The organism is Nocardioidaceae bacterium SCSIO 66511 (genome assembly GCA_023100825.1).
GTDB lineage: Bacteria > Actinomycetota > Actinomycetes > Propionibacteriales > Nocardioidaceae > Solicola.
In genome coordinates this window covers 1,923,442-1,948,590 of record CP095846.1, presented here as the reverse complement: position 1 = coordinate 1,948,590, position 25,149 = coordinate 1,923,442, and the positions used below count along the sequence as shown (strand labels likewise).

Annotated in this window: 23 protein-coding genes; 15 read left to right on the top strand and 8 right to left on the bottom strand. The window is 67.0% G+C overall.

Going from position 1 to position 25,149, the window contains the following annotated elements; all coding sequences use genetic code 11:
- Position 1 precedes the first annotated feature (1 nt).
- Genes MU582_09145 through MU582_09135 form a run of 3 tightly spaced genes read right to left on the bottom strand, consistent with a single transcriptional unit; the run spans position 2 to position 5,172 of the window.
- Positions 2-1,873 (bottom strand): hydantoinase B/oxoprolinase family protein, encoded by a 1,872-nt coding sequence (locus tag MU582_09145; protein UPK76786.1) that lies wholly within the window; start codon positions 1,871-1,873, stop codon positions 2-4.
- 3 nt (positions 1,874-1,876) lie between these two features.
- Positions 1,877-3,955 carry a hydantoinase/oxoprolinase family protein gene (locus MU582_09140; protein UPK76785.1) on the bottom strand — a complete coding sequence of 693 codons (2,079 nt, stop codon included), beginning with the start codon at positions 3,953-3,955 and terminating at the stop codon, positions 1,877-1,879.
- Between the two features lie 11 nt (positions 3,956-3,966).
- Positions 3,967-5,172: a CoA transferase gene (locus tag MU582_09135; GenBank protein UPK76784.1), complete on the bottom strand. Its 1,206-nt coding sequence runs from the start codon at positions 5,170-5,172 to the stop codon at positions 3,967-3,969.
- Positions 5,173-5,346: 174 nt separating this feature from the next.
- Between MU582_09135 and MU582_09130 the strand changes: the two genes are divergently transcribed.
- Positions 5,347-6,024, top strand: coding sequence for a GntR family transcriptional regulator (locus MU582_09130; protein ID UPK76783.1), 678 nt, complete (start codon positions 5,347-5,349; stop codon positions 6,022-6,024).
- A 166-nt stretch (positions 6,025-6,190) separates the two neighbouring features.
- On the top strand, positions 6,191-6,616 hold the full coding sequence (locus MU582_09125) for a nuclear transport factor 2 family protein (protein UPK76782.1): 426 nt from the start codon (positions 6,191-6,193) through the stop codon (positions 6,614-6,616).
- Positions 6,617-6,674: 58 nt separating this feature from the next.
- Here MU582_09125 and MU582_09120 read toward each other — a convergent pair whose 3' ends face one another.
- Entirely contained in the window at positions 6,675-7,598 is a 924-nt protein-coding gene (locus MU582_09120) for a LysR family transcriptional regulator (GenBank protein UPK76781.1), read from the bottom strand.
- A gap of 154 nt (positions 7,599-7,752) precedes the next feature.
- On the opposite strand from MU582_09120, the gene MU582_09115 reads away from it, so the two are divergent.
- The 6 genes from MU582_09115 (at position 7,753) to MU582_09090 (ending at position 13,033) form a co-directional block, all read left to right on the top strand.
- Positions 7,753-9,189 carry an LLM class flavin-dependent oxidoreductase gene (locus MU582_09115; GenBank protein UPK76780.1) on the top strand — a complete coding sequence of 479 codons (1,437 nt, stop codon included), beginning with the start codon at positions 7,753-7,755 and terminating at the stop codon, positions 9,187-9,189.
- On the top strand, positions 9,186-10,373 hold the full coding sequence (locus MU582_09110; protein ID UPK76779.1) for an SfnB family sulfur acquisition oxidoreductase: 1,188 nt from the start codon (positions 9,186-9,188) through the stop codon (positions 10,371-10,373). The genes MU582_09115 and MU582_09110 overlap by 4 nt, the downstream gene beginning before the upstream one ends.
- Before the next feature lie 14 nt (positions 10,374-10,387).
- On the top strand, positions 10,388-11,557 hold the full coding sequence (locus MU582_09105) for an LLM class flavin-dependent oxidoreductase (GenBank protein UPK76778.1): 1,170 nt from the start codon (positions 10,388-10,390) through the stop codon (positions 11,555-11,557).
- Entirely contained in the window at positions 11,554-12,078 is a 525-nt protein-coding gene (locus MU582_09100) for an NAD(P)H-dependent oxidoreductase (GenBank protein ID UPK76777.1), read from the top strand. Before MU582_09105 ends, MU582_09100 begins: the two co-directional genes overlap by 4 nt.
- Positions 12,075-12,680: a flavin reductase family protein gene (locus MU582_09095; GenBank protein ID UPK76776.1), complete on the top strand. Its 606-nt coding sequence runs from the start codon at positions 12,075-12,077 to the stop codon at positions 12,678-12,680. The genes MU582_09100 and MU582_09095 overlap by 4 nt, the downstream gene beginning before the upstream one ends.
- 80 nt (positions 12,681-12,760) lie before the next feature.
- Positions 12,761-13,033 (top strand): hypothetical protein, encoded by a 273-nt coding sequence (locus MU582_09090; GenBank protein ID UPK76775.1) that lies wholly within the window; start codon positions 12,761-12,763, stop codon positions 13,031-13,033.
- Here the strand turns inward: MU582_09090 and MU582_09085 are convergent.
- Positions 13,026-13,703 (bottom strand): alpha/beta hydrolase, encoded by a 678-nt coding sequence (locus tag MU582_09085; GenBank protein ID UPK76774.1) that lies wholly within the window; start codon positions 13,701-13,703, stop codon positions 13,026-13,028. The genes MU582_09090 and MU582_09085 overlap by 8 nt on opposite strands.
- Positions 13,704-13,790: 87 nt before the next feature.
- Here MU582_09085 and MU582_09080 point away from each other — a divergent pair, with 87 nt between their 5' ends.
- Complete coding sequence (locus MU582_09080) at positions 13,791-14,753, top strand: WYL domain-containing protein (GenBank protein ID UPK76773.1); 963 nt, start codon at positions 13,791-13,793, stop codon at positions 14,751-14,753.
- Between the two features lie 157 nt (positions 14,754-14,910).
- The gene (locus tag MU582_09075; GenBank protein UPK76772.1) at positions 14,911-15,846 is read left to right on the top strand and encodes a DUF559 domain-containing protein; all 936 of its coding nucleotides are present in this window, start codon (positions 14,911-14,913) and stop codon (positions 15,844-15,846) included.
- 82 nt (positions 15,847-15,928) lie between these two features.
- Here MU582_09075 and MU582_09070 read toward each other — a convergent pair whose 3' ends face one another.
- Both MU582_09070 and nrdR read right to left on the bottom strand, forming a co-directional pair.
- Positions 15,929-18,775 carry a vitamin B12-dependent ribonucleotide reductase gene (locus MU582_09070; protein UPK76771.1) on the bottom strand — a complete coding sequence of 949 codons (2,847 nt, stop codon included), beginning with the start codon at positions 18,773-18,775 and terminating at the stop codon, positions 15,929-15,931.
- Between the two features lie 65 nt (positions 18,776-18,840).
- Entirely contained in the window at positions 18,841-19,320 is a 480-nt protein-coding gene (gene nrdR, locus MU582_09065; GenBank protein ID UPK76770.1) for a transcriptional regulator NrdR, read from the bottom strand.
- Positions 19,321-19,721: 401 nt separating this feature from the next.
- Between nrdR and MU582_09060 the strand changes: the two genes are divergently transcribed.
- The 4 genes from MU582_09060 (at position 19,722) to MU582_09045 (ending at position 22,906) form a co-directional block, all read left to right on the top strand.
- Positions 19,722-20,288, top strand: coding sequence for a DUF6318 family protein (locus MU582_09060; GenBank protein UPK76769.1), 567 nt, complete (start codon positions 19,722-19,724; stop codon positions 20,286-20,288).
- Positions 20,275-21,135, top strand: coding sequence for a hypothetical protein (locus MU582_09055; protein UPK76768.1), 861 nt, complete (start codon positions 20,275-20,277; stop codon positions 21,133-21,135). Before MU582_09060 ends, MU582_09055 begins: the two co-directional genes overlap by 14 nt.
- Before the next feature lie 108 nt (positions 21,136-21,243).
- Positions 21,244-22,131 (top strand): dihydrodipicolinate synthase family protein, encoded by an 888-nt coding sequence (locus MU582_09050; protein UPK76767.1) that lies wholly within the window; start codon positions 21,244-21,246, stop codon positions 22,129-22,131.
- A 1-nt stretch (position 22,132) separates the two neighbouring features.
- Positions 22,133-22,906, top strand: a complete 774-nt coding sequence (locus tag MU582_09045; GenBank protein UPK76766.1) for an SDR family oxidoreductase — start codon at positions 22,133-22,135, stop codon at positions 22,904-22,906.
- Between the two features lies 1 nt (position 22,907).
- On the opposite strand, the gene MU582_09040 is transcribed toward MU582_09045, so the two are convergent.
- Positions 22,908-23,546 (bottom strand): TetR/AcrR family transcriptional regulator, encoded by a 639-nt coding sequence (locus tag MU582_09040; protein ID UPK76765.1) that lies wholly within the window; start codon positions 23,544-23,546, stop codon positions 22,908-22,910.
- A 134-nt stretch (positions 23,547-23,680) separates the two neighbouring features.
- Here MU582_09040 and MU582_09035 point away from each other — a divergent pair, with 134 nt between their 5' ends.
- Positions 23,681-25,111 carry an MFS transporter gene (locus MU582_09035; GenBank protein ID UPK76764.1) on the top strand — a complete coding sequence of 477 codons (1,431 nt, stop codon included), beginning with the start codon at positions 23,681-23,683 and terminating at the stop codon, positions 25,109-25,111.
- Positions 25,112-25,149: the final 38 nt, after the last annotated feature.

The window sequence follows — 25,149 nt, the reverse complement described above, 5'->3', positions numbered from 1 at the left end:
CTCACAACGCAACCGGGGGCTTCGGCGCCGGCAGGCCGGTTTCCTCTTGGCACCGCTCGAGGATCGTCGCAAGCGGCGGTCCCGCGTCGAACGTCGGCAGTACGTCCGGCCGGTACGAGCGCATCGCCGTACGCAGCTCCTCGGTCGCCACCGCATCCACGACACCGTCTCGGTCGCACACCACGCCGTACTCGCGGGCTCCGTCGGCGCTGACCAACCCGCGGCGTACCTCCAGCGAGACGAGCTCGGGGTCGCGTTCGAGCGGGTCGCCCCAACCGCCGCCTCCCCAGGTGACGAAATGCAGCACGTCACCCGGATGGACGTGAACGTCGTGCACCTTGCTGGGCAGGATCTCGCTGCTCCCGTCGGCGCGGTCGATCCACTTGCGTCCACGCGCACCGGGCGCGCCGCCGTTGACACCCCACGGGTACGTGAGCCAGCGGTCGTCGTGGATCGCGATCGTGCCCGGCTCCAGGAACCGGTACGCGACCTCGACGCCGTTGCCGCCTCGATGTAGACCGGCCCCGCCGGTGTCGCTGATCGTCTCCCAACGCTCAATGCGCATTGGATAGTAAGACTCGAGGTACTCGCACGGGATGTTCACGAACGACGGCCACAGTGAGTGTCCGTCTGGTCCGTCGCCGATCGGCCGGCCGGGAATGCCACCGAACCCGATCGAGTACAGCTGGAACCACTCCCCCTTGCGCTCCGGATCGGTGTAGTTGCCGGAGTACATGAAGTGCGGCGACGACGAGAAGCCCGCGGCGTTCAGCAGATCGGGGTTCGTCTGCCCCAGCAACCCGCCGAACAGGTCGAAGACCCGGCCGATGCCGTGGTTGCGACCGTTCAACGCAGCCGGATGCTTCGGCTTCCAGAACGACTCCTCCGGGATCTTCACGTCGACCAGCGGATAGAACCCGTCGTTCCACAGGATCTGCGGATCGGCGACGGTGATCATGTAGATCCCGAAGAACATCCGCATCAGGTTCTCGTTGATGAAGTAGTTGATCGGGCCCTGTGCCTGCGGGCTGCTCCCGGTCAGGTCGATGAGCACCTTGTCGCCGTTGCGAGTCAGGCTCATCTTGAGCTCGTACGGACCGTAGCCGACGCCGTCGTCGCAGATGTAGTCGGTGAACGACAGCGTCTCGCCGTCCTTGAACACCATCTGCAGCAGGGCTTTCATGGCCCGGTAGTTGCGGTCGAGCAGCGCGTCGAGCGTCGAGGTGTACGTATCGGGACCGAATCGCGAGCACAGCTCCTGAATCCGCCTGCCCGCTGTGCGGCACGCTGCGACGAGACCGTTGAGGTCGGCGCGGTTCCAGTCGGGCTTTCGTACCTGGTTCAAGATGATCGACAACGCGTCCTCGTCGAGAACGCCCTGCTTGTAGATCTTGATCGGCGGAATGACCACGCCCTCTTCGTAAATCGTGCGCGCGTCGGTCGGCATCGACGCCGGGGTCTTGCCGCCGACGTCGGACATGTGGCCGAACATCGAGGCCCAGCCGACGATGCGGCCCTCGAAGAAGATCGGCATCACGACGAGCCAGTCATTCGCGTGGCTGATCGCCGCGCCGCACGAGTACGGATCGGACGTGAGCAGCACGTCGCCCTCTTCGATGGTGCCGGAGAAGTTCTCCAGGAAGTCCGGGATGGATAGCCCGAACTGGCCGACGACCATCTTGCCCTCGGGGTCGCCGATCAGCGGGAACTCGTCGTGCTGCTCTCGAATGCCCGGCGAAAGCGCCGTGCGAAACAGCACTTCGTCCATCTCGTACCGCGCGTTGCGAAGCGCGTTCTCCACCAGGTCGACGGTGACGACGTCTACGTCGACCTTGCGCAGCGGCTCGGTCGCCGTCTCGATCAAACGTGCCATTCCTCAGCCCTCCTGGCTGTTCTCGTCGATCGGGCGGATCAACAGGCTGCCACTGCGATGAACGGTCGCCGCGTGGCCGGGGAGTACGAGAGTCGTCGAGTCCATCTCGGTGATCACGGCGGGGCCGGTGACGATGTTGTCGGCAGCGAGCTTGCCGCGGTCGTAGATCGTGGCCTCCACTTGTGCGCCGTCGACCCAGATCGGCTGTCGGCCGACCACTGCGCCAGTCGCATCGGGGTCGCCGTCCGGCAGAACGGTCTCAGCGACAGTTGGTCTCGGCCCACTACCGGTGGCTCGTACGGTCACCAGCTCGTGCTCGTTGTCGAGCAGGAACGAGAACAGTCGCTCGTGCTCGGCGTCGAAGGCAGACCGCAGCGTGGCGAGCCCTGCGCCGGCGCCGTCGAACGCCGTGACGTCGATGTCGACCGGGATCTCGAAGCCCTGCCCGTGGTAACGGAGATCTGCCCCGTACGTGATCTCCTGGTCTGCCTCGGGAACGCCCTGCTCGGTGAGCGAGGCACGTACCTCCGCAGCGAGCTCGTCGAGGATCTGCCGCAAACTGTCGTCACTCAGCTGGCCGAACGTACGCACCAGCGTTCGTACGGACTCGTCGCGAAGACCGGTGGTCGCATCGCCCAGCGCACACAGCACTCCGGGCGACGGCGGAATGATCACCGGCCACGCTCCCGTCAGCTTGCCGAGTGCGTTGCCGTGCAACGGCCCTGCGCCGCCGTATGCGATCAACGCGAAGTCGCGCGGATCGAAGCCCTGCTGAACCGAAACGAGCCGGAGCGCTCCGAGCATGTTCTCGTTGACGATGTCGATGATGCCCTCGGCCGCCGCCTCCACCGATCCGAGTCCGGTGCCGTCGGCGATGGACTTCACGGCCGCAACGGAAGCGTCTCGGTCGAGCGTCAGTTCACCGCCGGCGAGCTCGGTCGGCAGGTAGCCGAGAACGACATTGGCATCGGTGACGGTCGGCTCGGTGCCGCCCGCGCCGTACGCCGCCGGACCCGGCACGGCGCCCGCAGACTGCGGACCGACCCGCAGTGCCTGGGTCAGCTCCGGCACGTGCGCGATGGACCCGCCGCCGGCGCCGACGGTGCGTACGTCGACCGACGTGGCGCGCACCGTGAGGTCGCCGACGCTGGTCTCGCGGCCGACTCTCGGGGCGAGGTTCTGTACGAGTGCAACATCGGTCGACGTGCCGCCCATGTCGAAGGTCAGGAAGTCCGGGAATCCGGTCTGCTCGGCGACGCGGACTGCTCCGGTGACGCCGCCTGCGGGCCCCGACATCAACATCGACACGGGGTTCTCCTCGGCCGCCTTCGCCGACACCAGGCCACCGTCGCTGCGCAGGATGTAGAGGTTGCCGTCAGCGCCGGCACTCTCGAGCTGCGCCTCCAGGTGGTCGACGTAGCGCGCAACGCGAGGCTGTACGCAGGCGTTGGCGACCGTGGTGAGGGTTCGCTCGTACTCGCGCAGCTCCGGGAGCACCGTCGACGACAGCGACACCTGCAGGCCGGGAAGCTCCTCGGCGGCGATCTCACCGACCCGCCGCTCGTGGTCCGGGTTGGCGTACGAGTTCAGCAGGCTGATACTCAGAGCCTCGACACCGCGCTCCTTGAGCTTGCGCAGCTGGGTACGTACGTCGTCCTCGTCGAGCTCTCGTACGACCGCACCGTCGTGACCGATGCGTTCGCTGACCTCGACGGTGTCTTCGAGTGCCGCCAACGGCTCGGGTTTCGGCCAGATGATCCATCCGGCGAGACCGCCGGGTACGAATGACCGCGCGATCTGTAGCACCTGCCGGAACCCCTGCGTCGTGACTAGTCCGACACGCGCGCCTTTGCCCTCCAGGATCGCGTTCGTCGCAACGGTCGTCCCGTGCAGGACCGACCGTACGTCGGCGAGCTCGACGCCGGCCGCGGCACACACGCTGGTCACCCCGCGCAGAACGCCGACGGATTGGTCGTCGGGCGTCGACGGCGTCTTCTCGCGGTACGTCGCACCAGTGTGCTCATCGATCAGCAGCACATCGGTGAACGTGCCGCCGACATCGACGCCGAGCCTGTGAGTCATGGTTCTCTCCTTCAGATGACGCCGTCTGTGCGCAGCGACGACAGCTCGTCGTCGGTCAGCCCCAGCAGGTCGCGGTAGATCTCGTCGTTGTGTTGACCGAGCGCTGGGCCGAGGTGACGGACGGCGCCGGGGGTATCGGAAAGTCGGGGTGCAACGTTGTGAACGGCGAACTCGCCCAGATCGGGATGCGCGAGCCGCACGATCGCCTCGCGCGCGGCGAAGTGCGGGTCGGCGAACATGTCCTTGGCGCGGAAGATGCGCCCGGCCGGAACGCCGCCTTCGTGCAACCGCTCCAACAGGTCGTCGGCCTTCAGGGTCGACGTCCACTCCGCGATCAGCCCATCGAGCTCGTCCATGTTCGCCCCGCGAGCGCTGTGTGTCCGGTAACGTTCGTCGCCGGCGAGGTCGCTGCGGTCCATCACGTCCGCGAGTCGCCGGAAGACGGTGTCCTGGTTTGCGGCGATCAGAATCATCTCGCCGTCGCCGGTCGGGTACGCGTTGCTCGGCGAGACATTCGGCAGCGTCGCACCGGTGCGCTCGCGTTGATAGCCCGCCACCTGCCACTCGGGCACCATCGACTCCATCAGCGACAGCACCGCCTCGTAGATCGCCGAGTCGACGATCTGCCCGCGCCCGCTGCGGCCTCGTTGGTGCAGAGCGACCAGCGTGCCGAGGCAGGCGAACGTCGCTGCCAGCGAGTCCCCGAGCGAGACACCCGTACGAGCCGGCGGGCGGTCCGGATCACCTGTCACATAACGGATTCCGCCCATCGCCTCACCGATCGAACCGTAGCCGGCGCGCTGTGCGTACGGACCGTCCTGGCCGAACCCCGTGACGCGCGTGATGATCAGCCCGGGGTTGAGCTCCCAGAGACGCTCCGGCGAGAGTCCCCATCGCTCGAGTGTTCCCGGCCGGAAGTTCTCGATCAGCACGTCGGCGCCGGCAATCAGCCGGCGGACGAGATCCTGACCTTCGGCAACGCGGAGGTTCGCCGTGACCGACCGTTTGTTCCGCGCGACGACCGGCCACCAGAGCGACTGCCCGTACGGCTTCTCACGACCCCACTGGCGCATCGGATCCCCGGCGCCAGGGTCTTCGACCTTGATCACCTGGGCGCCGAAGTCGCCGAGCAGCTGGCCGCAGAACGGACCGGCGAGCAGCTGGCCCAGCTCGACCACCCGCAGGTCGTCGAGTGGGAGACCATCCGCGTTCGTCACCGAGAACCTGCTTTCGTATACGACTCTGCGATAACCAACCCGCATCCCGACCGGAATGCTCAAGCCGAGCGTAGGCACGGGCATGGCGGGTCGTCAAACAGATTGCATACAATTGCTCCTCAATGCGATCGGCCGACTACTGCTTGTCGCACGACCACTAGGGTCAGGGGCGAGATGACCGAGAACACCGCCAACGTCGAGACCGGCAAAGCCGCAACGCACGCGTACGAGAAGATTCGCGAGCGCATCCTCGCGGGTGACCTGCCCGGGGGGCACTGGCTGCGCGAGGCCGACCTCGCAAGCGACATCGGCGTCAGCCGCACCCCCGTACGCGAGGCGCTGCGCCGACTCGCCGCCGAAGGGCTCGTGCTGTACGAGCCCAACCGAGGCATGCAGGTGCAGAGCTGGCGCACCGAGGACCTCGAGGAGATCTTCGCCCTTCGTACGCTCCTCGAGCCGTGGGGATGCAACCTCGCGGCGACCTCCGGACTGGCCGACGTCGACCAGCTCGGCGCACTCGCCGACGCGATGGACACAGTCGCGTCGAAGCGACGACCCGACTTCGCCGAGCTGACGGAGCTCAACAACCGCTTCCACACCGCGATCCTCGACGCCTCGGGCAACTCACGCCTGAGCGCCCTGGTCGCGTCGGTCGTTCGCGTCCCGCTCGTCTCCCAGACGTTCTCCCTCTACTCGGCCGATGCGTTGTCGCGCAGCCTCGCCCATCACCACGAGCTGGTGAACGCCTTGGCTGACGGCGATGCCGACTGGGCCGAGTCGGTGATGCGGTCTCATATCCGTGCCGCATGGTCGTCGCTGCGCCCTCAGGTCGCGTCGAACGAAGAGGACTGACCACCGGCGTCCGCCATTGCATACAGTTCATCGATCGATCCCCCGCAATGTCTGGACACCACGGGCCGCTCGTGGTTGAGTGCATACAATCTTGCGCCCGCCGGAGACGACCGTCCGAACACCTGCACGATGCGAGCGGGCGTCGCACGACCCTGAGGAGATCGACATGACCGCGATGACGACGTTGCCCAACAGCTCGAGCGCTACCAGCTACGGCTATCTGGTGGACATGGTGGAGCGCTACTTCAACTTCGTGGACACTTACGACCTCGACGGAGTTCTGAGCTGCTTCACCGAGGACGCGGTCGCCACCGTACAGACCGCGCACTCCGTCCACGAGGGCCGAGACACGGGCGTCCGGGCGATGTACGAAGAGCTGTTCTCGAACTTTCGCACCCATATGCGCCACATCCATTTCCGGCACATCGCCGATCCCGACAACGGACGCATCGCATCGCAGTTCACCGTCGAGCTGACCGACAACGACGGCAATGACATCCGGCTGACGAACTGCAACTTCTTCTACCTCGAGGACGGCAAGTTCAAGCGGATGTACGTGTACATGAGCGACGGGCAGAACGTGCTCAACTGAAGCGATCTCACCTCGGATGGATCCGCTCTGAGTCACCTGTCGCAAGCACGTACGTACGTCACGCGGATCTGCTACCGATACGCCCCGACAGCTCGGCAGTGCGCGCTAGCAGGATGTCTCGGAGAACCGCCAGCTGCGCTGGCACTCTCGCCGTACGCCGCAGCCGCAGCACCAACGAGACCTCGACGTCGACCCCCTCGATCGGGCGGTGCACGATCGCCCCAGACCGGTGGAGAGCGTCGCCGTCAACGCTGTACTGCGGGAGCACGGTGAGCCCCGCGCCGTCGGCGACCATCGCCTTGCCGAGCTCGGCGCCGTCGGTGCTCGCGTACGCGCGCGGCCAGTCGTCACCGAACATCCGAGTCGCGAGCCGATGCATGATGTAGCCCTCGCGCATCGACACGAACGGCTCGGCGCGGAGGTCGTCGACGCCGACCGACGCACTGTCGACCAACCGGTGGTCGCCCGGGAGTACAGCAACGACCGGCCCGCTGATCAGAGCCAGGTCGACAAGGCCGGCCGGCGGGTCGTCTCCCGCGAAGACGTTCACGAGCCCGAGGTCGAGTCCGCCGCCGAGCAGGCCGTCGTCGATCACGTTCTGACGCGTATTGACCACCTCGACCCGGCTACTGGGGTGGCGCGACGCCAGCTCCCGAAGTGACGGCGTCAGCAGGGTCGACGTCGCCGCGCTGACAGTGCCCACCCGGATCACTCGCCCTTCCTCCCGCCGCTCCCCCGCCGCGCCGCGTAGCCGATCCACCGCTTCGAGCACGGCCTCGACGTACGGCAACAACTCGAGGCCCTGCTCTGAGATGCGCGTACCGGATCGCCGTCGGTCGAGAAGGAGTACGCCGAGCTCGCGTTCGAGACGCGACAACGACTCGCTCAGCGCGGGCTGCGACAGATGCAGCCGCTCGCCCGCTCGGCGCAGCGAACCGTTCTGGGTGACACCGACCAGATGCTCCAGCTGTTCGACCCGCACTCAATCCACCTCTCCGAGACCCGACGGTGACAGGTTCTCCCGATCACCCCTGTGACGTAACCAGGCGCCGGAACCGCGCGTACGGCTTGGTCCGCGGCCGACCGTCCATTATTGTCCACTAAGTCAGTTGACATTGACATTATAGGAGACGGAGATGAGCCCCAACAGCGACTCGGGCACGGCACCCGAGGGCCGGAAACGGCAGATCCGGTTCAACGCGTTCGATATGAACTGCGTCGGCCATCAGTCCGCCGGGATGTGGCGGCACCCCGACGACCAGTCGCGCCGCTACAAGGACCTCGACTACTGGACCGACCTCGCGAAGACCTTGGAGCGCGGCGTGTTCGACGGCATCTTCATCGCCGACGTCTTGGGCACGTACGACGTCTACGGCGGTACGAACGAAGCCGCCTTGCGTGCAGGTACGCAGGTGCCCGTCAACGACCCGATGATGCTCGTATCGGCGATGGCCCACGTGACCGAGCATCTCGGCTTCGGCATCACCGCGGGCACCGCGTACGAGCACCCGTACCCGTTCGCGCGCCGGATGTCGACACTCGACCACCTGACCAAGGGGCGGGTCGGCTGGAACGTCGTCACCGGCTACCTCGCTTCCGCCGCCCGCAACATGGGAGACGACGACCAACTCGACCACGACGAGCGCTACGACCGCGCCGACGAGTACCTCGATGTGCTCTACAAGCTGTGGGAGGGATCGTGGGAGGACGACGCGGTGACGCTCGACAAGGACGGCCGGGCCTTCACCGATCCCGACAAGGTCCATCCGATCGAGCACCACGGAAAGCACTTCGACGTACCCGGCATCCACCTGTGTGAGCCGTCGCCGCAACGCACGCCGGTGATCTACCAGGCGGGTGCGTCGGCGCGCGGCATCGACTTCGCCGCCAAGCATGCGGAGGCGATCTTCGTCGGCTCGACCACGAAGACGGTGCTTGCGGAGACCGTACGAAAGTTCCGCAGCGCGCTCGTCGAGGCCGGTCGACACCCGTACTCGGCCCGCATCTACTCGCTGCTGACGATCGTCACCGCGGAGACGTCTGAGCAGGCGCACGCCAAGTACGCCGACTACCTGACGTACGCCGACGAGGAGGGCGCGCTCGTACTGAACTCCGGCTGGATGGGCATCGACCTCTCCGCGTACGACCCCGACGAGCCGGTCGGCAACGTACAGAGCAACGCGATCCGTTCGGTGGTCGCCGGGTTTCAGCAGGGCAACGAGGACGGCGACGAATGGACGATCCGCGACATCGCGCGACAGACGGCGATCGGCGGACTCGGTAGGACGATCGTCGGCTCCGGAGAGGAGATCGCCGATCAGCTGCAGGAGTGGGTCGCCGATACCGACGTCGACGGCTTCAACCTCGCGTACGCGATCACCCCGGCCACGTTCGTCGACGTCGTCGAACACGTCGTTCCCGTATTGCAGGAGCGCGGTGTGTACGCCAAGGCCTATGGCGAGGGAACGCTGCGCCACCGCCTGCTCAACCGCGGCGACCGGCTTCCGGCGGAGCATCGCGGCGCCACCATGCGAATCGACGCGGACGACGTACGAGAGGCAGGTGTCGCATGACCAGCGTACCCATTCTCGACACGCCGAACGCGATCGTCGCCGCGCGGGAGCTGGCGGCGCTGCTGGCAAAGGAGTCAGGCAGCCGAGATGCCGAGCGGACCCTGCCAACGCAGGAGGTCCAAGCGCTGAAGGACTCCGGGCTGCTCGCCGTGACCGTGCCGCCGGAGTACGGCGGCCCCGGTTTGCCCGTTGAGACGCTCGCCGAAGTGATCCGGCTGGTGGCCGCCGGTGACCCGAGCGTCGCGCAGATCCCACACAGCCACTTCGTGTACGTGAACGCGCTCAAACACCAGGGCAGCGAAGAGCAGAAGCGTCGGCTGTTCCGTGCCTTGCTCGACGGCGGGTCGTTCGGCAACGCACAGTCCGAGATCGGCACGAAGCACGTACGCGACTTCCGCACGACGCTCACGCCGGACGGAAGCGGGAACTGGCGGCTCGACGGCGAGAAGGGTTACTGCACGGGAGCGTTGTTCGCCGACTGGATCCCCGTACTCGCACACCGCGGGGTCGACGGACCGATGGGCGTCGCCTGGGTGCCGCGATCCGCCGACGGCGTAGAGGTGACCGACAACTGGGCGGGCATGGGACAACGCACCACCGCCAGCGGCACCGTACGGCTGACCGACGTCTCCGTCGACGACGCACTCGTCATGGGGTACGCGGAGAACTTCGACGGACCGCAGACGTACGGGGCGTTCGCACAGGTCCTGCATGCGGCCATCGACGCCGGCATCGCCCGCGCAGCACTCAGCGAGGCCGCGGAGTTCGTGACCACGAAGAGCCGTCCGTACCCGGACGCCGGCGTGGACCGGGCGGCCGACGACCCGCTGATCGTGCACGCGTTCGGCGAGATGGAGCTCGCCGTCAGAAGCTGCGAGCAACTCACCGCGGCCGCTGCCCGCACGATCGACGATGCTGACCGAGAGCTCAGCGAGGAGTCCGCCGGCGCCGCAAGCCTCGCCGTCGCTGCTGCTCGCGCCGCAACGACGAACGCATCCGTCTCGGTCACCTCCCGGTTGTTCGAGGTTGCCGGTACGCGCTCCGCGCTCGAAGGCCTGAACCTCAACCGACATTGGCGAAACGCGCGTACGCACACACTCCACGACCCGGCCGCATGGAAGGTGCAGCACCTCGGCCGGTACGCGATCGAAGGCGTCCTCCCGCCCAACCACGGCCAGATCTGAAAGGTAGTCCTCGTATGTCATTGAAGTTCCACTGGTTCCTGCCAACGAACGGCGGCGACGGCCAGCACATCGTCGGCGGCGGGCACGGCGTCAACCCAGGCGTCTCGACCAGGCCCGCCGACGTGGCCTACCTCGGTCAGATCGCTCGTGCTGCCGAGCAGAGCGGCTTCGACGCCGCGCTCACGCCAACCGGCGCATGGTGCGACGACGCCTGGCTGTCCACTGCGATGCTGAGTCAGGTCTCGGAGCGACTGAGATTCTTGGTTGCATTCCGACCGGGCATCATCGCGCCGTACCTCGCCGCCCAGATGTCGGGTACGTTCCAGAACCTCACCGGCGGCCGGCTGCTCCTCAACGTGGTCACCGGCGGAGAGAGTCACGAACAACGCATGTTCGGCGACTTCCTCGACAAGGAGGCGCGGTACGCGCGCTGCGACGAGTTCCTGACCATCGTCCGTCGACTGTGGGCCGGTGTCACCGTCGACTTCGACGGTGAGCACCTCAAGGTCGAGGGTGCGCGGCTGGACCAGATCCCGAACCCGGTCCCGGACATCTACTTCGGCGGCTCGTCGCCGGCGGCCGGCGACGTCGCCGCGAAGCACGCCGACGTCTATCTGACCTGGGGCGAACCGCCGGAGGCCGTTGCGAAGAAGATCGAGTGGATCCGACGACTCGCCGCAGCCGATCCTTCGCGCGGCGACCGCCCGATCCGGTTCGGGATCCGCATGCACACGATCAACCGTCGTACGTCGCAGGAGGCCTGGGCGGAAGCGCAACGGCTGATCGACGACGTCGACGGCGAGACGATCCAGAAGATCCAAGCCGGCTTGCAACGCAGCGAGTCCGAAGGCCAGCGGCGGATGCTGGAGCTGCACGGCGGCAGCCGGGACGATCTCGAGATCTACCCCAACGTGTGGGCGGGTGTCGGTCTCGTACGCGGTGGGGCGGGCACCGCGCTCGTCGGCAGCCACGAGGAGGTCGCCGACCGGATCGCCGAGTACGCGGACCTCGGCATCGAGGAGTTCGTGCTGTCCGCGTACCCGCACCTGGAAGGTGCGTACGGCTTCGGCGAGGGCGTTCTGCCCATCCTCGCCGACCGCGGACTGTGGAAGGACCCGCGACCGGTCTCACGGCACTCCCCAGCCGCGGTGCCGTTCGCATCCGCGGGAAGGACGGCATCGTGAGCGCCCGGCGGGTTGCAGTCGTCGTCGGCAACCCGAAGCCGCAGAGCCGTACGCTCGCCGCAGCCAGTCGGCTTGCTCGTGAGCTGTCCGGACGCGAGCCCGACTTCGTGGTCGACCTGGCCGAGCGCGGCTCGTCGTTACTCGACTTCGCGGACGCAGACGTGGCCCGGCTGGTCGATCAGATCGCAACGGCGGATCTCGTGATCGTCGCCAGCCCGACGTACAAGGCGAGCATCACCGGGTTGCTGAAGCTGTTCCTCGATCGCTTCGCGGGAGGCAGCCTCACCGGGATCGCCGTGCCGCTGATGCTCGGCGCGGGCCCCGGCCACGCGCTCGCACCGGAGTACACGCTGCGTCCGGTACTCGCCGAGCTCGGCGCGCTGACACCCGTACGCGGGCTGTACGTACGCGACTCCGAGTACGACGACCCCGCCGCGTACGAACCGTGGCTCGCCTCGGCCCGACCCGTGGTCGACGCAATCCTCCGACACCGCAACGACACGACAGGAGTTCTCGTATGACTGCCACCATCGACACGGAGACGACCACGCAGTTCGACGGACGCGCGCTTCGCGATGCGTATGGCACCTTTCCGAGCGGAGTCGTGGCCGTCGGCGCGCAGGTCGGCGGACAGCTCATCGGCATCGCCGCGAGCTCGTTCACCTCGGTCAGCCTCGATCCGCCGCTCGTCTCCTTCTCCGTTGCGAAGACCAGCAACACCTGGCCGGCGCTGCGCGATGCGCGGTCTGTCGGCGTCAGCGTGCTCGCCGACCACCACGACGCGCTGTGCCGTCAGCTCGCCGGTCCGGCCGAGCAACGCTTCGACGGCCTGGTGATCCGTACCAGCGGCGACGGCGCCGTACTCCTCGACGAGGCCGTGTCAACGTTCACCTGCTCGATGCATCAGGAGTACGACGCGGGCGACCACGTGATTGCGCTCCTGCAGGTGCACGACGTACACGCCGATCCGGACCGGCCGCCGCTCGTCTTCCACAAGAGCGGCTTTCAGCGACTACACCGCGACGACCTGGATCCCGCGCGACTCGACGGACGCATCAACGGCACAGACACCGACCGCGAGGTCGGCACGTCTGCGGACGACTCGACCGCGAGCGTCGCCTGAACAGTTCGATGCCCAGCCGTCGACGTAACGTGGGCAGCGGCCCGTAAAGACCGATCGGCAGGGGGAACATCGTGCAGTTCATGGTGACCAGCAGGCGCCGTACAGAGACGTACGCCGACAGTGACTTCGACGCCGTCATACCGGCGGAGACGGCACGCGTACGTGAGTTGTACGCCGACGGGGTCGTACGCCAGATCTGGTTACGCGACGATGTGCCCGGTGCCTGCTTCATCGTCGAGGCAGACGCGCTGTCGGATGCGCGCAAGATCGTTGACGGTCTGCCGATGGCCGCCTCCGGGCTCTCGGAGTTCACGGTCACCGGCCTGCGGCCGTACGGAGGGTTCGTCAGCTGAGCTCTGCCAGCACGCGGGCGAGTTCGCCGGGCGCGCTGAACATCGGCCAATGCCCCGTGTCGAGGTCGACGTACGACAGGTTGCGCGACTTCGCCACCTCCGGCAGCTCGCCCGCGTCGACCCATTCTTTGGCCTCGGCCGGTGTGAACTCCGGGCAGACCAGGACGAGCGGCACGTCATAACGGCGGTCGTCAGTGAGGGTGACGGCCGCAAGTGCCACGCCCTCGGGGACCGGGATCAGCGTCGCCGCGATCGCCGACTTCGTCTCATCGTCCAGGTCTGCTGTGTCGGCGCCGGCGAAGGGTTCCCAGCCGGGGAACGACATAGCGCCGTCGTGTCGCGGGAAGAGGTCGGCGTACGTTTCGCCATCACTGCAAGGGAATCCACCGATCATGACTGCCTTCGCGACCTTGTCGGGCCGCCTGTCGGCTGCGATCCAGGCCAGTCCGCTGGCGGCGGAATGCCCCACCACCATCGGCTTTCCGGCGCTCGAGTCGACAGCGGATAGCACTGCGGCGATCTGATCGTCGAGCGTCGCCGATGCGTTGCCGTCGCCCTGCCCGGGCAACGTCACCGGGCGCGGCCGGTGTCCGTGCGCTTCCAAGGCAGGTATGACCTCGTCCCAGGCCGAACCGTCCAGCCACAGTCCGCCGACCAACACGATGTCCATCGCAGTTCCGTTCTCTCGCGTTCTCGAATCCGCGTCGACCGTAGACCGCATACCGGACGATTCAGAGCCGGATTAGGGTGGGCAGCTATGGCGGTCGAAACGAGTCCGACGGTTCGCGCCCTCCGTACGCTCGAACTGCTGCAGGCCAGGCCCGGCCTCACGGCGTCCGAACTCGCCGAGACGCTCGGCGTCACCGAGCGCGCCGCACGACGCTACGTCGCGATCCTCAGAGACGCCGACATCCCCGTCGTCTCCGAACGCGGACGCTACGGCGGGTACCGACTCGGCCGAGGCATCCGGCTGCCGCCGCTGAGGTTCAGTGCCACCGAGGCGCTCGGCCTGGTGATGGCCGCGCTCGACGGCAGCCACGCGGCAGCCGACGCCGACGACCCGGTCGGATCGGCGCTGGGCAAACTGATCCGAGCGTTGCCGGAGCACGTCGGCCGGCAAGCCGCCACGATGCGCGGGCATGCCGCGTCGCTGCCACAACACGGTGCCGCTCGACCCGACCCGGAGATCACCAGTGCGCTGGTCGCCGCATCCGCCGCCCGGTTCGGCGTACGAATCGAGTACCGCAGTCAGTCGGGCAAACAATGGGAGGAGTCCGCCGACCCGTGGGCCGTCGTCGTACGGCATGGGCGCTGGTACCTGCTCTGCCACTCCCACCGCGCAGACGCCGTACGCACCTATCGCATCGACCGGATCCAGTCGGTCGCCGAACGCACGGAGACGTTCGTTGCTCCCGACGACCTCGACCATGCGGGCCTGCTGGAGCAACAGCTCGGTATCGGCTGGGAGTACGACACCCGGGTCGTCTTCGAGGCTCCGTTCGAGGAGGTCGCCCCATGGGTTCGACCTCCGATGGGCCGGCTCGAACCCCTCGACGCACGTCGTTGCGTCCTGATCGGCAGCACCGGCAACCCATCGATGTACGCCGGCGAATGGCTCGCCGCCATCCCGTTGCCCTTCCGCGTCGAAGGTGGCCCCGAGCTACGAGACGCCGTGCGCACAGTTGCGGATCGGATGTCCGACTCGCTCGCGGACCGGTGACCGCTTCGACGTCCGAGCGCCCAGGCCGAATGGAGTTCGGCGCGTAGTCGTTGGTGTTTGCGCTCAACATCAACGACTACGCACCGAACTTCGCATGATCGGGCGGACCTGTGGACGACGCCGACAGGATCGGCGCCCGGCCATCACACTGCCCGACATGTTGGCCATGACGATCCCACCCGCACTCCGCGACCGTCCGTTCACGCGTGCCGAGGCTCTCCGCCTCGGGCTCAGCGATCAGGCGTTACGTGGCAGCCGATTCAAGCGTCTGGTCCGGGGCGTTTACGTCTGCGCAGACGTACCGATGACGTTCGAGACCTACCTCAGTGCAGGGATTCTCCTGCTCGGAGACGAAGCGCGGGCCACTCATCTGACCGGCCTGCGATGCTACGGCGTCGAGGTTGGCTCGGAATTGCCGGTTCGGTTCGCGAGCACCCAACCACATCGAAGCCGCTGCGACTGGGTGCAGGTCATCAGGCGAATGCGCGTTGCCGATTGCCAAGGTCCGGCTGTGTGCCCGGAGCAGTGTTGGGTCGATGCCTGCTTGGACCTCGACCTCGTCGATGCTGTGATCGCCGCGGACTGGTTGATCCACAACAACGCCACGACACTCACCCGGTTGACGCGCTTCGTGGAGGCGACGGACAACTGGGAGGGCATTTGCAACGCACGGATCGCACTGCCATACGTACGCGAGGACGTGCGCTCGCCGCGCGAGACGGTGACGCGACTGCTGCTCGTACTCGCCGGATTGCCCGGGCCGGATACGTGCAATCTCAACGTTTACGACGACGACCGATTCCTCGGCTGTGGCGATCTCGTCTGGGTCGCGTACCGCCTGGTCGTCGAGTACGACGGGCGACAACATGCCGAGGACACCGCCCAGTGGAATCTCGACCTCGACCGCGTCCAAGGATTCGACGACGCAGGTTGGCGCTTCTACCGAGTGACGAACCAACGGCTACGTGCTCCGCGAGACGTGGTACGCCGGGCGTACGGCCTCCTCATCGAGGGTGGCTACACCGGACCGGAGCCGGTCTTCAACTCGCAGTGGTCTCGACTTTTTGAGCGTCGACCGGCTTCCACCCGCTGACCCGCATCAGAAGTTCGGTGCGTAGTCGTTGGTGTTTGCGCTCAACATCAACGACTACGCACCGAACTCAGGTTGTCGGACGTCAGCTGCAGCCGGACGTCGACCCGCAGCCCTCGCAGACGAAGCAGCTGCCCGAGGGGCGCATCTTCGTGCCGCAGGTGAAGCACAGCGGCGCATCGACTGTCGAGCCGGTGATCGACTCGAGCAACTCCGCCGAGGTGTGAGCCGTACGCGGGGCGGGCTTGGCGGTTTCGGCGACCGGATCGGAATCCGGCTCGGGTGCCGCTGCGACAGCTGGTGTCGAAAGCGCCTCTGCCTCCGGTGCCTCGTCCTCGACTGGTTCGTACGAACCGGTGTCGAGCTGGCGCTGCCGCTCCTCGGCGGAGTGGATGCCCATCGCCGAGCGGGTCTCGAACGGCAGGTAGTCCAGCGCCAAGCGGCGGAAGATGTAGTCCATGATCGACTGGCTCATCCGCACGTCCGGATCGTCGGTCAGACCGGCCGGCTCGAACTTCATGTTCGTGAACTTCGCGACGAACGTCTCGAGCGGCACGCCGTACTGCAGCGAGATCGAGATGGCGATCGAGAACGCATCCATCACACCGGCGAGCGTCGAGCCCTGCTTGCCGAGCTTGAGGAACACCTCGCCGAGCCCGTCGTCGGGGTACGAACCAGAGGTCATGTAGCCCTCTGCGCCACCGACCGTGAAGGACGTAGTAAGCGACGGACGCGATTTCGGCAGCCGCTTGCGGATCGGACGCTCGACGATCTGCACCTCCGGCTCGGGAGCATCCTTCGACTTGGCCTTCGCATCGGCGAGCGGCTGGCCGACCTTGCAGTTGTCGCGGTAGACGGCGAGAGCCTTCAGGCCGAGCTGCCAGCCCTGCTGGTAGACGTCGGCGATGTCTTCGACCGTCGACTCCTCCGGCAGGTTGACCGTCTTGGAGATCGCGCCGGACAGGAACGGCTGCGCGGCCGCCATCATCCGTACGTGGCCCATCGGCTTGATCGCCCGCTCACCCATGGCGCAGTCGAACACCTCGTAGTGCTCCGGCTTGAGCCCCGGCGCGTCGATCACGTGACCGTGCTCGGCGATGTACTCGACGATCGCCTCGCTGGTCTCCCCGGTGTAGCCGAGGCGCTTGAGCGCAGCCGGAACGGTGCGGTTGACGATCTGCATCGAGCCGCCGCCGACGAGCTTCTTGAACTTGACCAGCGAGAAGTCCGGCTCGATGCCGGTCGTATCGCAGTCCATCATGAAACCGATCGTGCCGGTCGGTGCGAGCACACTGGCCTGCGCGTTGCGCCAGCCGTTCTGCTGGCCGATCTCGAGGTTGCGCGACCACTGCTTGGATGCCTCGCGGTGCACGGCTATGTCGATCGCGTGCATCGTACGGATCTCGTCGTTGGCGGACTGGTGCTTGCGCATCACCCGGGTGTGCGGCTCGGCGTTCTGGGCGTACCCGTCGTATGCGCCGACGATGCCGGCCAGCTCGGCCGAGCGACGGTACGACGTGCCGGTCATCAGCGAGGTGATGGCGCCGGCGAGCGCGCGGCCACCGTCGGAGTCGTACGCAAGGCCCGATGCCATCAGCAGCGCGCCGAGGTTGGCGTAGCCGATGCCGAGCTGGCGGTACGCCCGGGTCGTCTCGCCGATCGGCTCGGTCGGGAAGTCGGCGAAGCAGATCGAGATGTCCATCGCGGTGATGACCAGCTCGACGGCCTTGACGAACTTGTCGACCTCGAAGCTACCGTCGTCGGCGACGAACTTCAGCAGGTTCATGCTGGCGAGGTTGCAGGACGAGTTGTCGAGGTGCATGTACTCACTGCACGGGTTCGACGCGGTGATGCGGCCCGTCTCGGGCGTGGTGTGCCAGTCGTTGATGGTGCCGTCGTACTGGATGCCCGGGTCGGCACACGCCCATGCCGCCTGTGAGATGTCGGCGAACAGTTTGCGGGCGTCGACCGTGTCGATCACCTCGCCGGTCGTACGCGCCCGCAGCCCGAACTCGGTGCCCTCGTCGACGGCTCGCATGAACTCGTCGGTGACGCGTACGGAGTTGTTGGCGTTCTGGTACTGCACCGAGGTGATGTCGCTGCCGCCGAGGTCCATATCGAACCCGGCGTCGCGGAGCACGCGGATCTTCTCCTCCTCGCGCTCCTTGGTGTGCACGAACTCCTCGATGTCGGGGTGATCGACGTCGAGGACGACCATCTTGGCCGCACGTCGGGTGGCGCCGCCGGACTTGATGGTGCCGGCCGAGGCATCGGCCCCGCGCATGAACGACACCGGACCGCTGGCCGTGCCGCCGGAGGAGCGCAGCAGCTCCTTGGACGAGCGGATGCGGGAGAGGTTCAGTCCGGCGCCCGAACCGCCCTTGAAGATCAGGCCCTCTTCCTTGTACCAGTTGAGGATCGAGTCCATCGAGTCGTCGACGGACAGGATGAAGCACGCCGAAACCTGCTGAGGGCTCGACGTACCGACGTTGAACCAGACGGGGCTGTTGAAGCTGAACACCTGGTGCAGCAGCATCCAGGTCAGCTCGTGCTCGAACACCTCGGCGTCGGCGTCGGTGGCGAAGTAGCCGTTGTCTTTACCGGCCTTGACGTAGGTCAAGACGACGCGGTCGAGGAGTTGCTTGAGGCTGCCCTCGCGCTGGTCGGTGCCGACCGCACCACGGAAGTACTTGGTGGTGACGATGGTCGAGGCGTTGACGCTCCAGAAGTCGGGGAACTCGACGCCGGTCTGCTCGAACACCGACTCGCCGGTCTTCCAGTTGGTCTGGACGACGTCGCGTCGCTCCCAGGTGACCTCGTCGTACGGATGCACCCCCTCGGTGGTGTACACACGCTCGATGGTCAGGCCCTTGCCCGCCTTCGAGGTGCCCCGTGCGGCTCTACCCGTGGATCCGCTCACCGTGTCGGTCATGCCTTCTCCTTCTTGCCCCGTTGTCATCTGCGTGCTGCGTGCTGCGCGTGCCCTGCCCCTGCGCCTCATGTGTTGCTGAGCCGCTGTGCCTCGTCGTCGGCCGTTGCCGACATGAGGGTCGCGATCTCCTCGACGAAGTCGTCGGGAGACTCGAACTGCTTGTAGACGCTTGCGAACCTGAGGTACGCAACGGCGTCGAGCTCCTTGAGCGGCTGCAGAATGGCCAGCCCCACCTCGTGGGCCGGCACCTCCGCACAGCCGGACTCGCGGAGAATGTCTTGCACCTGCTGCCCGATCCGCTTCAGGTCGTCGTCGCTCACCGGCCGGCCCTTGCACGCCTTGCGTACGCCCGAGACGACCTTGTCGCGGTCGAACGGCTCGGTCGTGCCGGAGCGCTTGACCACCGTGAGCTGCATCTGCTCGACGGTGGAGAACCGCTTATCGCACTCCTGGCACTGGCGGCGGCGACGGATGGCCGACCCCTCGTCGGCGACTCTGCTGTCGAGCACTCGGGTGTCGGTGTTGCGGCAGTACGGACAATGCATGACACCCTCCTTCTGGGGATCGAACTGTGGAGTGACTGGGGAAATCCCGGCCCGTTCTGTGTGTAACTCCACCTGCGTTGTGGAACTAGATGTGGAGAACTACACGCCTGTAACTACTAGATGTAGGGGCTACCGTACGCCGCGGTTCTGGCTCATGCAAGACGATCCCAGGCGGGTCTGACACTTTTTCGCAGAAGCCACGTTTTCGCAGGTCAGCGGCTTGCCGGGACGCCTCACCGGCGTGTCGTACGCGGGTCGCCGGAGAGGATTTCGGCCCTACTCATCACAACGATCTCGAGGACTCGCCGATTCCGCGCCGCCCGGTTTCCACAGGCGCGGCGCAAGGGGTTACGCAACGTGATCGATCTCGCTATCGTCTGGCGCGATCCCTGGGAGGATGCATGGCCGGACGACGGTCCCTGGCACTCATCGCACTGCTCGGCTGCGTACTCGCGGGCTGCTCCGATGCCGCCTCCGACGACCCGGCGCCGACGCCGACGGAGTCGCCGACAAGCAGCGAACGCGATGTGATCGCCTCAGTGCCGACTCTCCCGCCTGCCGCGCGCAAGGACACGCTCAAGGGCGCCGAGGCGTTCATCCGGCACTACATCGAGCTCCTCAACTACGCCGCGAACACCGGGGACGTACGTGCGCTACACCGAGCTGCCCGTGGATGTGGCGGGTGCCGAAAGTACGAAACGTTGTATCGCGACACGTACGCGCGCGGCGGCTATATGAAAGAACCGGGCTGGCAGCCTTCGGAGGTGTTCGCCGCTGTTCAGGGCGATGGGTCAGTCGGTGTGCTGACCACGGTGCGGGCGCCCAGGATGCGATTCAAACTTCGCGCTGGGGCTGAGGAGAAGGTTGGCAAGCAGGACACCTACAAACTGCGGTTCGAACTCCGTTCCTTCAGCGGACGCTGGGTGGTGACCGACTTTGGCCAGCAGGAGGAGATTGATAAGCACTGAGGCCCTTCTCGCACTGGTTCTCTCAATCTGCACTATCCCCGCGGCCTACGCCGAAGCAGATGTCGATGTACGCCCCAATGACCCAGACATAGTCGACATCGAGGGTGAGACCGAGGTCGACGGCGGACCGGATGGCGAACCCGATCCGGACGGGACCGTTGACGTCGACACCGACGACTCGGGCCCGGCGATGGACTATCAGTGGCTCCCCGCATGCGGAATCAACCGCCCGGGCGAGACGCCGGCGACGTGCCCGGGCATGTACACCTGCGAATCCGACGACGCGACCAAATGGACGCTCTGGGCGCGCGAGCTCCCCGGCGGCGAGTGGTACATCGTTGGCAGCGCCTGTTACTCGGGCAGGCCGCCGGGTCCTGGCGGCGGCGACGTCCGACCGCAGGTCACCGATGCGATCGTGCTCCGCGAGGTGAAGCGCATCGGGCTGCCGGAGGCCTCCATCCAGGTCCAGCCGCCGGACGGGGCGACGCTGGTCAACTTCGAGACCATCTTCTACACCGAGCGACCGGAGTTCGCGCGTACCGTGCAGCTCCTCGGCTACACCGTCGACATCGAGGCGACGGCGACCACCTACACTTGGCACCACGGCGACGGCTCGTCGCAGACCAGCGACGGGCCGGGTGCACCCTATCCCAACAAGAACATCGTGCATCTCTACAGCGACGCGCACGTGACCGTACGCCCGAGCGTCGACGTCACGTACGAGGTTCGCTGGCGTGCCGACGGCGCCGACTGGCACACGCTCGACGATCCGCTCACTGCCGCCGGCGCCAGCGTCGCGCTCGAAGTGAAGGAGGCGACCGCGCTGCTCACCGATCCCTATCGATGAGCGCTGTGAATCCGCCCATCGAGACGGCAGCCGAAGCCTCGGTCGTGGTCACGTACGCTCCACTCAGCAGGCGTTCTGAGCAAAGCGGCCGACGACGTGGAGGCATTGATGAGCCCGCACCTCAGCCCGGGAGTATGGGGCGTACTCGCGACACCGTTCACCGGTACGACCCTCGACCTCGACCCAAGCGGCGTCGGACGCCTCGCCGAGCACGCCACCGCCGCCGGTGCGACCGGGCTGACCGTGCTCGGAGTCTTCGGCGAAGCCGCCCGCCTGTCGTGGCGGGAGCGTCGCCTCGTCCTCGAAACCGTGCTCGGCGCGACCGATCTGCCCCTCGTCGTCGGATGTACGAGCCTCGCGACCGCACCGGTGATCGATGAGGCGGAGATGGCCGTCGAGGTGGCCGGCGACCGACTTGCCGCAGTCATGGTGCAGGCGAACAGTGCCGACGGCGCAACCCTTCGGACCCATCTGAGCGCCGTCAACGAAGCGACAAAGGCGCCGATCGTGGTGCAGGACTATCCGGTCGCGAGCGGAGTGTCCGTGCCCGCCTCCACGCTCGGCGACGTGGGCACGTTGCCGTTCATCGCAGCAGTGAAGGCCGAGTCGCCACCGACCCCGGTGTCCGTTGCCGCGCTGACGGCACGGTGCGAGGCACCGGTGTTCGGCGGTCTCGGCGGCATCAACCTGCTCGATGAGCTCGCCTGCGGCGCGGCCGGCGCCATGACCGGTTTCTCTTACCCGGAGGCGCTCGTCGCCTGCGTCGGAGCTTGGACCGACGGCGATCCGGCCAAGAGTCGCGCGGCGTTGCTGGACTACCTTCCGCTGATCACCTTCGAGCAGCAAGCCGGTATCGCGCTCGCGATCCGCAAGGAGTGTCTACGCAGCCGTGGTCTCATCGCCCAGTCCGGCGTACGCCCACCGGCACGTACGCTGCCCGACTCATTGGTGCCGCTGCTGGCAAAGCACATCGAAACGACAGAGGAGCTTTCCTGACATGGACCTCGGACTCAACGGGCGCACCGCCCTCGTACTCGCGTCGACCGGCGGCCTCGGTGCGGCAACCGCACGGGCACTCGGTGCAGAAGGCGCCAACGTCGTCGTCAGCGGCCGCAACGCCGAGCGCGCTGAGCAGCTCGCGACCGAGCTACCGTCAGCGACCGCGGTCCAGTGCGACCTGTCGGAACCCGATGCGGCCGAGCGACTCGTCGCCGCGACCCGCGCGGCGTACGGCGACCCCGACATCGTCGTGCTGAACGGCCCAGGCCCGAAGCCTGGTTCGGCGACGACACTCGGCCCGGGTGATGCCCGCGCAGCCGTCGACCTCTTGGTCGAGACGCACCTCGCGCTCCTGACCATGACCCTGCCGGCCATGCGCGCCGCGGGTTGGGGCCGGATCCTCTCCGTCGGCTCGAGCGGTGTCCAGCAGCCGATCCCGACACTCGCTGCGTCCAATATCGGACGCGCCGCCCTCGCCGCGTATCTCAAGACGCTCGCCACCGAGGTCGCCAGCGACGGTGTGACCGTCAACATGCTGTTGCCCGGACGCATCGCGACCGACCGAGTAGCGTCCCTCGACGCCGCGGCCGCCGAGCGCACGGGCAAGACCGTCGAGGACACCCGGAACGCCGCGATCGCGACCATTCCTGCTGGTAGGTACGGCGATCCCGCGGAGTTCGGCGCAGTGGCGGCGTTCCTCTGCAGCGACGCCGCGTCGTACGTCACCGGAAGTCAGGTGCGGTGCGACGGCGGGCTGATCGCCGGCGCCTGACCTACTCGGTACGTGGAGCGGCGCGCAGCCCGGCGCGGTCGAGCCCGGAGCCCGGTAGCTCGCCGGCGTCGGGGCCGGGGTCGGCGCGTAGGCCGCGGATGAACAGCTCCAGGTGACGCTTCGACAGTTGGTGGTTGACCTCACGATCGATGTCGCCCGGAAGTGGCCGAGCGATGCGTACGAGCATCGTGGCGATGTCGGCGAAGCTCAGGTCGGACGCGATGGCGCCGTCCTTCACGGCCGTCTCGATGAGGGTCTCGACCAGGTGGGCAGACTCCTCGCGTACGGCAGACACCTCCGGATCGTCAGAGTCGAGCGAGTCGAGCAGCGCGGGCATGACCGCACTGACGCGGAGTTCCAGCGCGGCGCGTAGGTAGCGCGCCAGCGCATCGAACGCGTCGTCGCCCTCGTCGGTAGCCAGCCGCGCTGCATCGCAGGTCTTGGTGAGCGCGTCGACAGCAATCGCACGCAGTAGCGCCGCGCGATCCGGGAAGTGGCGATACAGGGTCCCGATCCCGACACCTGCCGCGCGCGCCACCTCATCGAGCGGCACCGCCGATCCGCGCTCGACCACGAGATCACGAGCGGACACGACGATCGCGTCCCGATTGCGCTTGGCATCGGCGCGCAACTTTGCCATCTCACACCTCCGTGCGTACGAAGTCCACCGTACCAAAACCGGAGCAATTTCCTCCGAATGGGTTGACACTCGGCGTTGCTGCACGCATTCTGAAAGCGGAGTACATTCCTCCGTTTCTAGGAAAGGCCCACACCATGACTACCGAAACCGTCCGCCCGGCGGACACCAGCCGGGTACGAGACCGCAGATGGCTCGCTCTCGTCGTCATCGCGGTGGCACAGCTGATGTCGGCGCTCGACGCGACGATCGTGAACATCGCGCTGCCGTCGGCACAGACAGCACTCGGATTCGACGACGGCGCCCGCGCCTGGGTCGTCACCGCGTACACGCTGCCGCTCGCCGGGCTACTCCTCGTCGCCGGGCGTATCGCCGACCGCATCGGCGCAACCCGAGCGCTGCTCATCGGCCTAGCCGGGTTCGCGCTGTCGTCCGCGATCGCCGGCGCCGCTGTCGACCTCGAGATGCTGATCGTCGGCCGCGCGATGCAGGGAGCGTTCGCCGCCCTGATGGCACCGGCCGGACTCGCCCTGATCGGCATGACGTTCACCGACCCCGACGACCGCGCACGGGCGTTCGGCGTGTTCGGCGCGGTGGCGAGCAGCGGTGCCGTCATCGGCCTGCTGATCGGCGGGGCGCTGACCGAGATCCTCGACTGGCGGTACTGCCTGTACGTGAACGTTCCGGTCGCGATCGCCGCCCTCGTCGCGGGCCGCGCGTACCTGCCGTCGATGCCGGGACGCCCGGGACAACGCCTCGACCTGACCTCGGCCGTCCTGGTGACCTCGGGTCTTGTCGGCGTCACGCTCGCGTGCACTCAGGTCGTCGACAACGGCTGGGCCTCGGCCACGGTGGTCGTACCCGGAATCGCCGGCATTGCGCTCGTCGCCGGTTTCGTGTTCCGGCAGACGAGGATCGACGACCCGTTGCTGCCGCTCGAGGTGATCGCCCACCGTACGCGTGCTGCGGCGTTCGTCGCGACGGCAGCGGGCGTACTCGGATCCTTCGGGTTGTTCCTGATGCTGACCTACCACTTCCAGGTGGTGCTGGGTTACGGCGCCGTCAAGGCAGGTCTGGCGTTCCTGCCGATGGCGCTTGCGATCTCGGCGAGCGCGTACGGGATTGCGAGCAAACTGATGACCCGGGTGTCCCCCGGCACCTTGATCGTCCCCGGTCTACTCACCGCTGCCGTCGGGCTCCTGCTGCTCTGGAACCTGAGCCCGACCAGCGGCTACTTGACCTCGATCCTGCCGGCGGAGGTGCTCCTCGGCGTCGGTATGGGCTGCGCCACCACTCCCGCGTTCAGCGTCGCGATCGGTGGTGTCGACCGCCGGCTGATGGGCGTCGCATCCGCGGTAGCGAACACCGGACCGAAGCTCGGCGGCACTCTCGGCACGGCGGTTCTGAACACCATCGCCGTCAGCGCCACCGCGGACGCGATCGCCTCCGGCAGCGCGCCGACGGAGGCAGCCGTACACGGGTACGCCACGGCGGCGGTCTCCGCAGCGGGCATGCTCGTCGTAGCGGCCGGAGTCGTCGCGTACCTCTTCGCATCTGCACGACGTTGACCCGCGCGCGAGCCATTGAGCGCGCGTACCCGTACGTG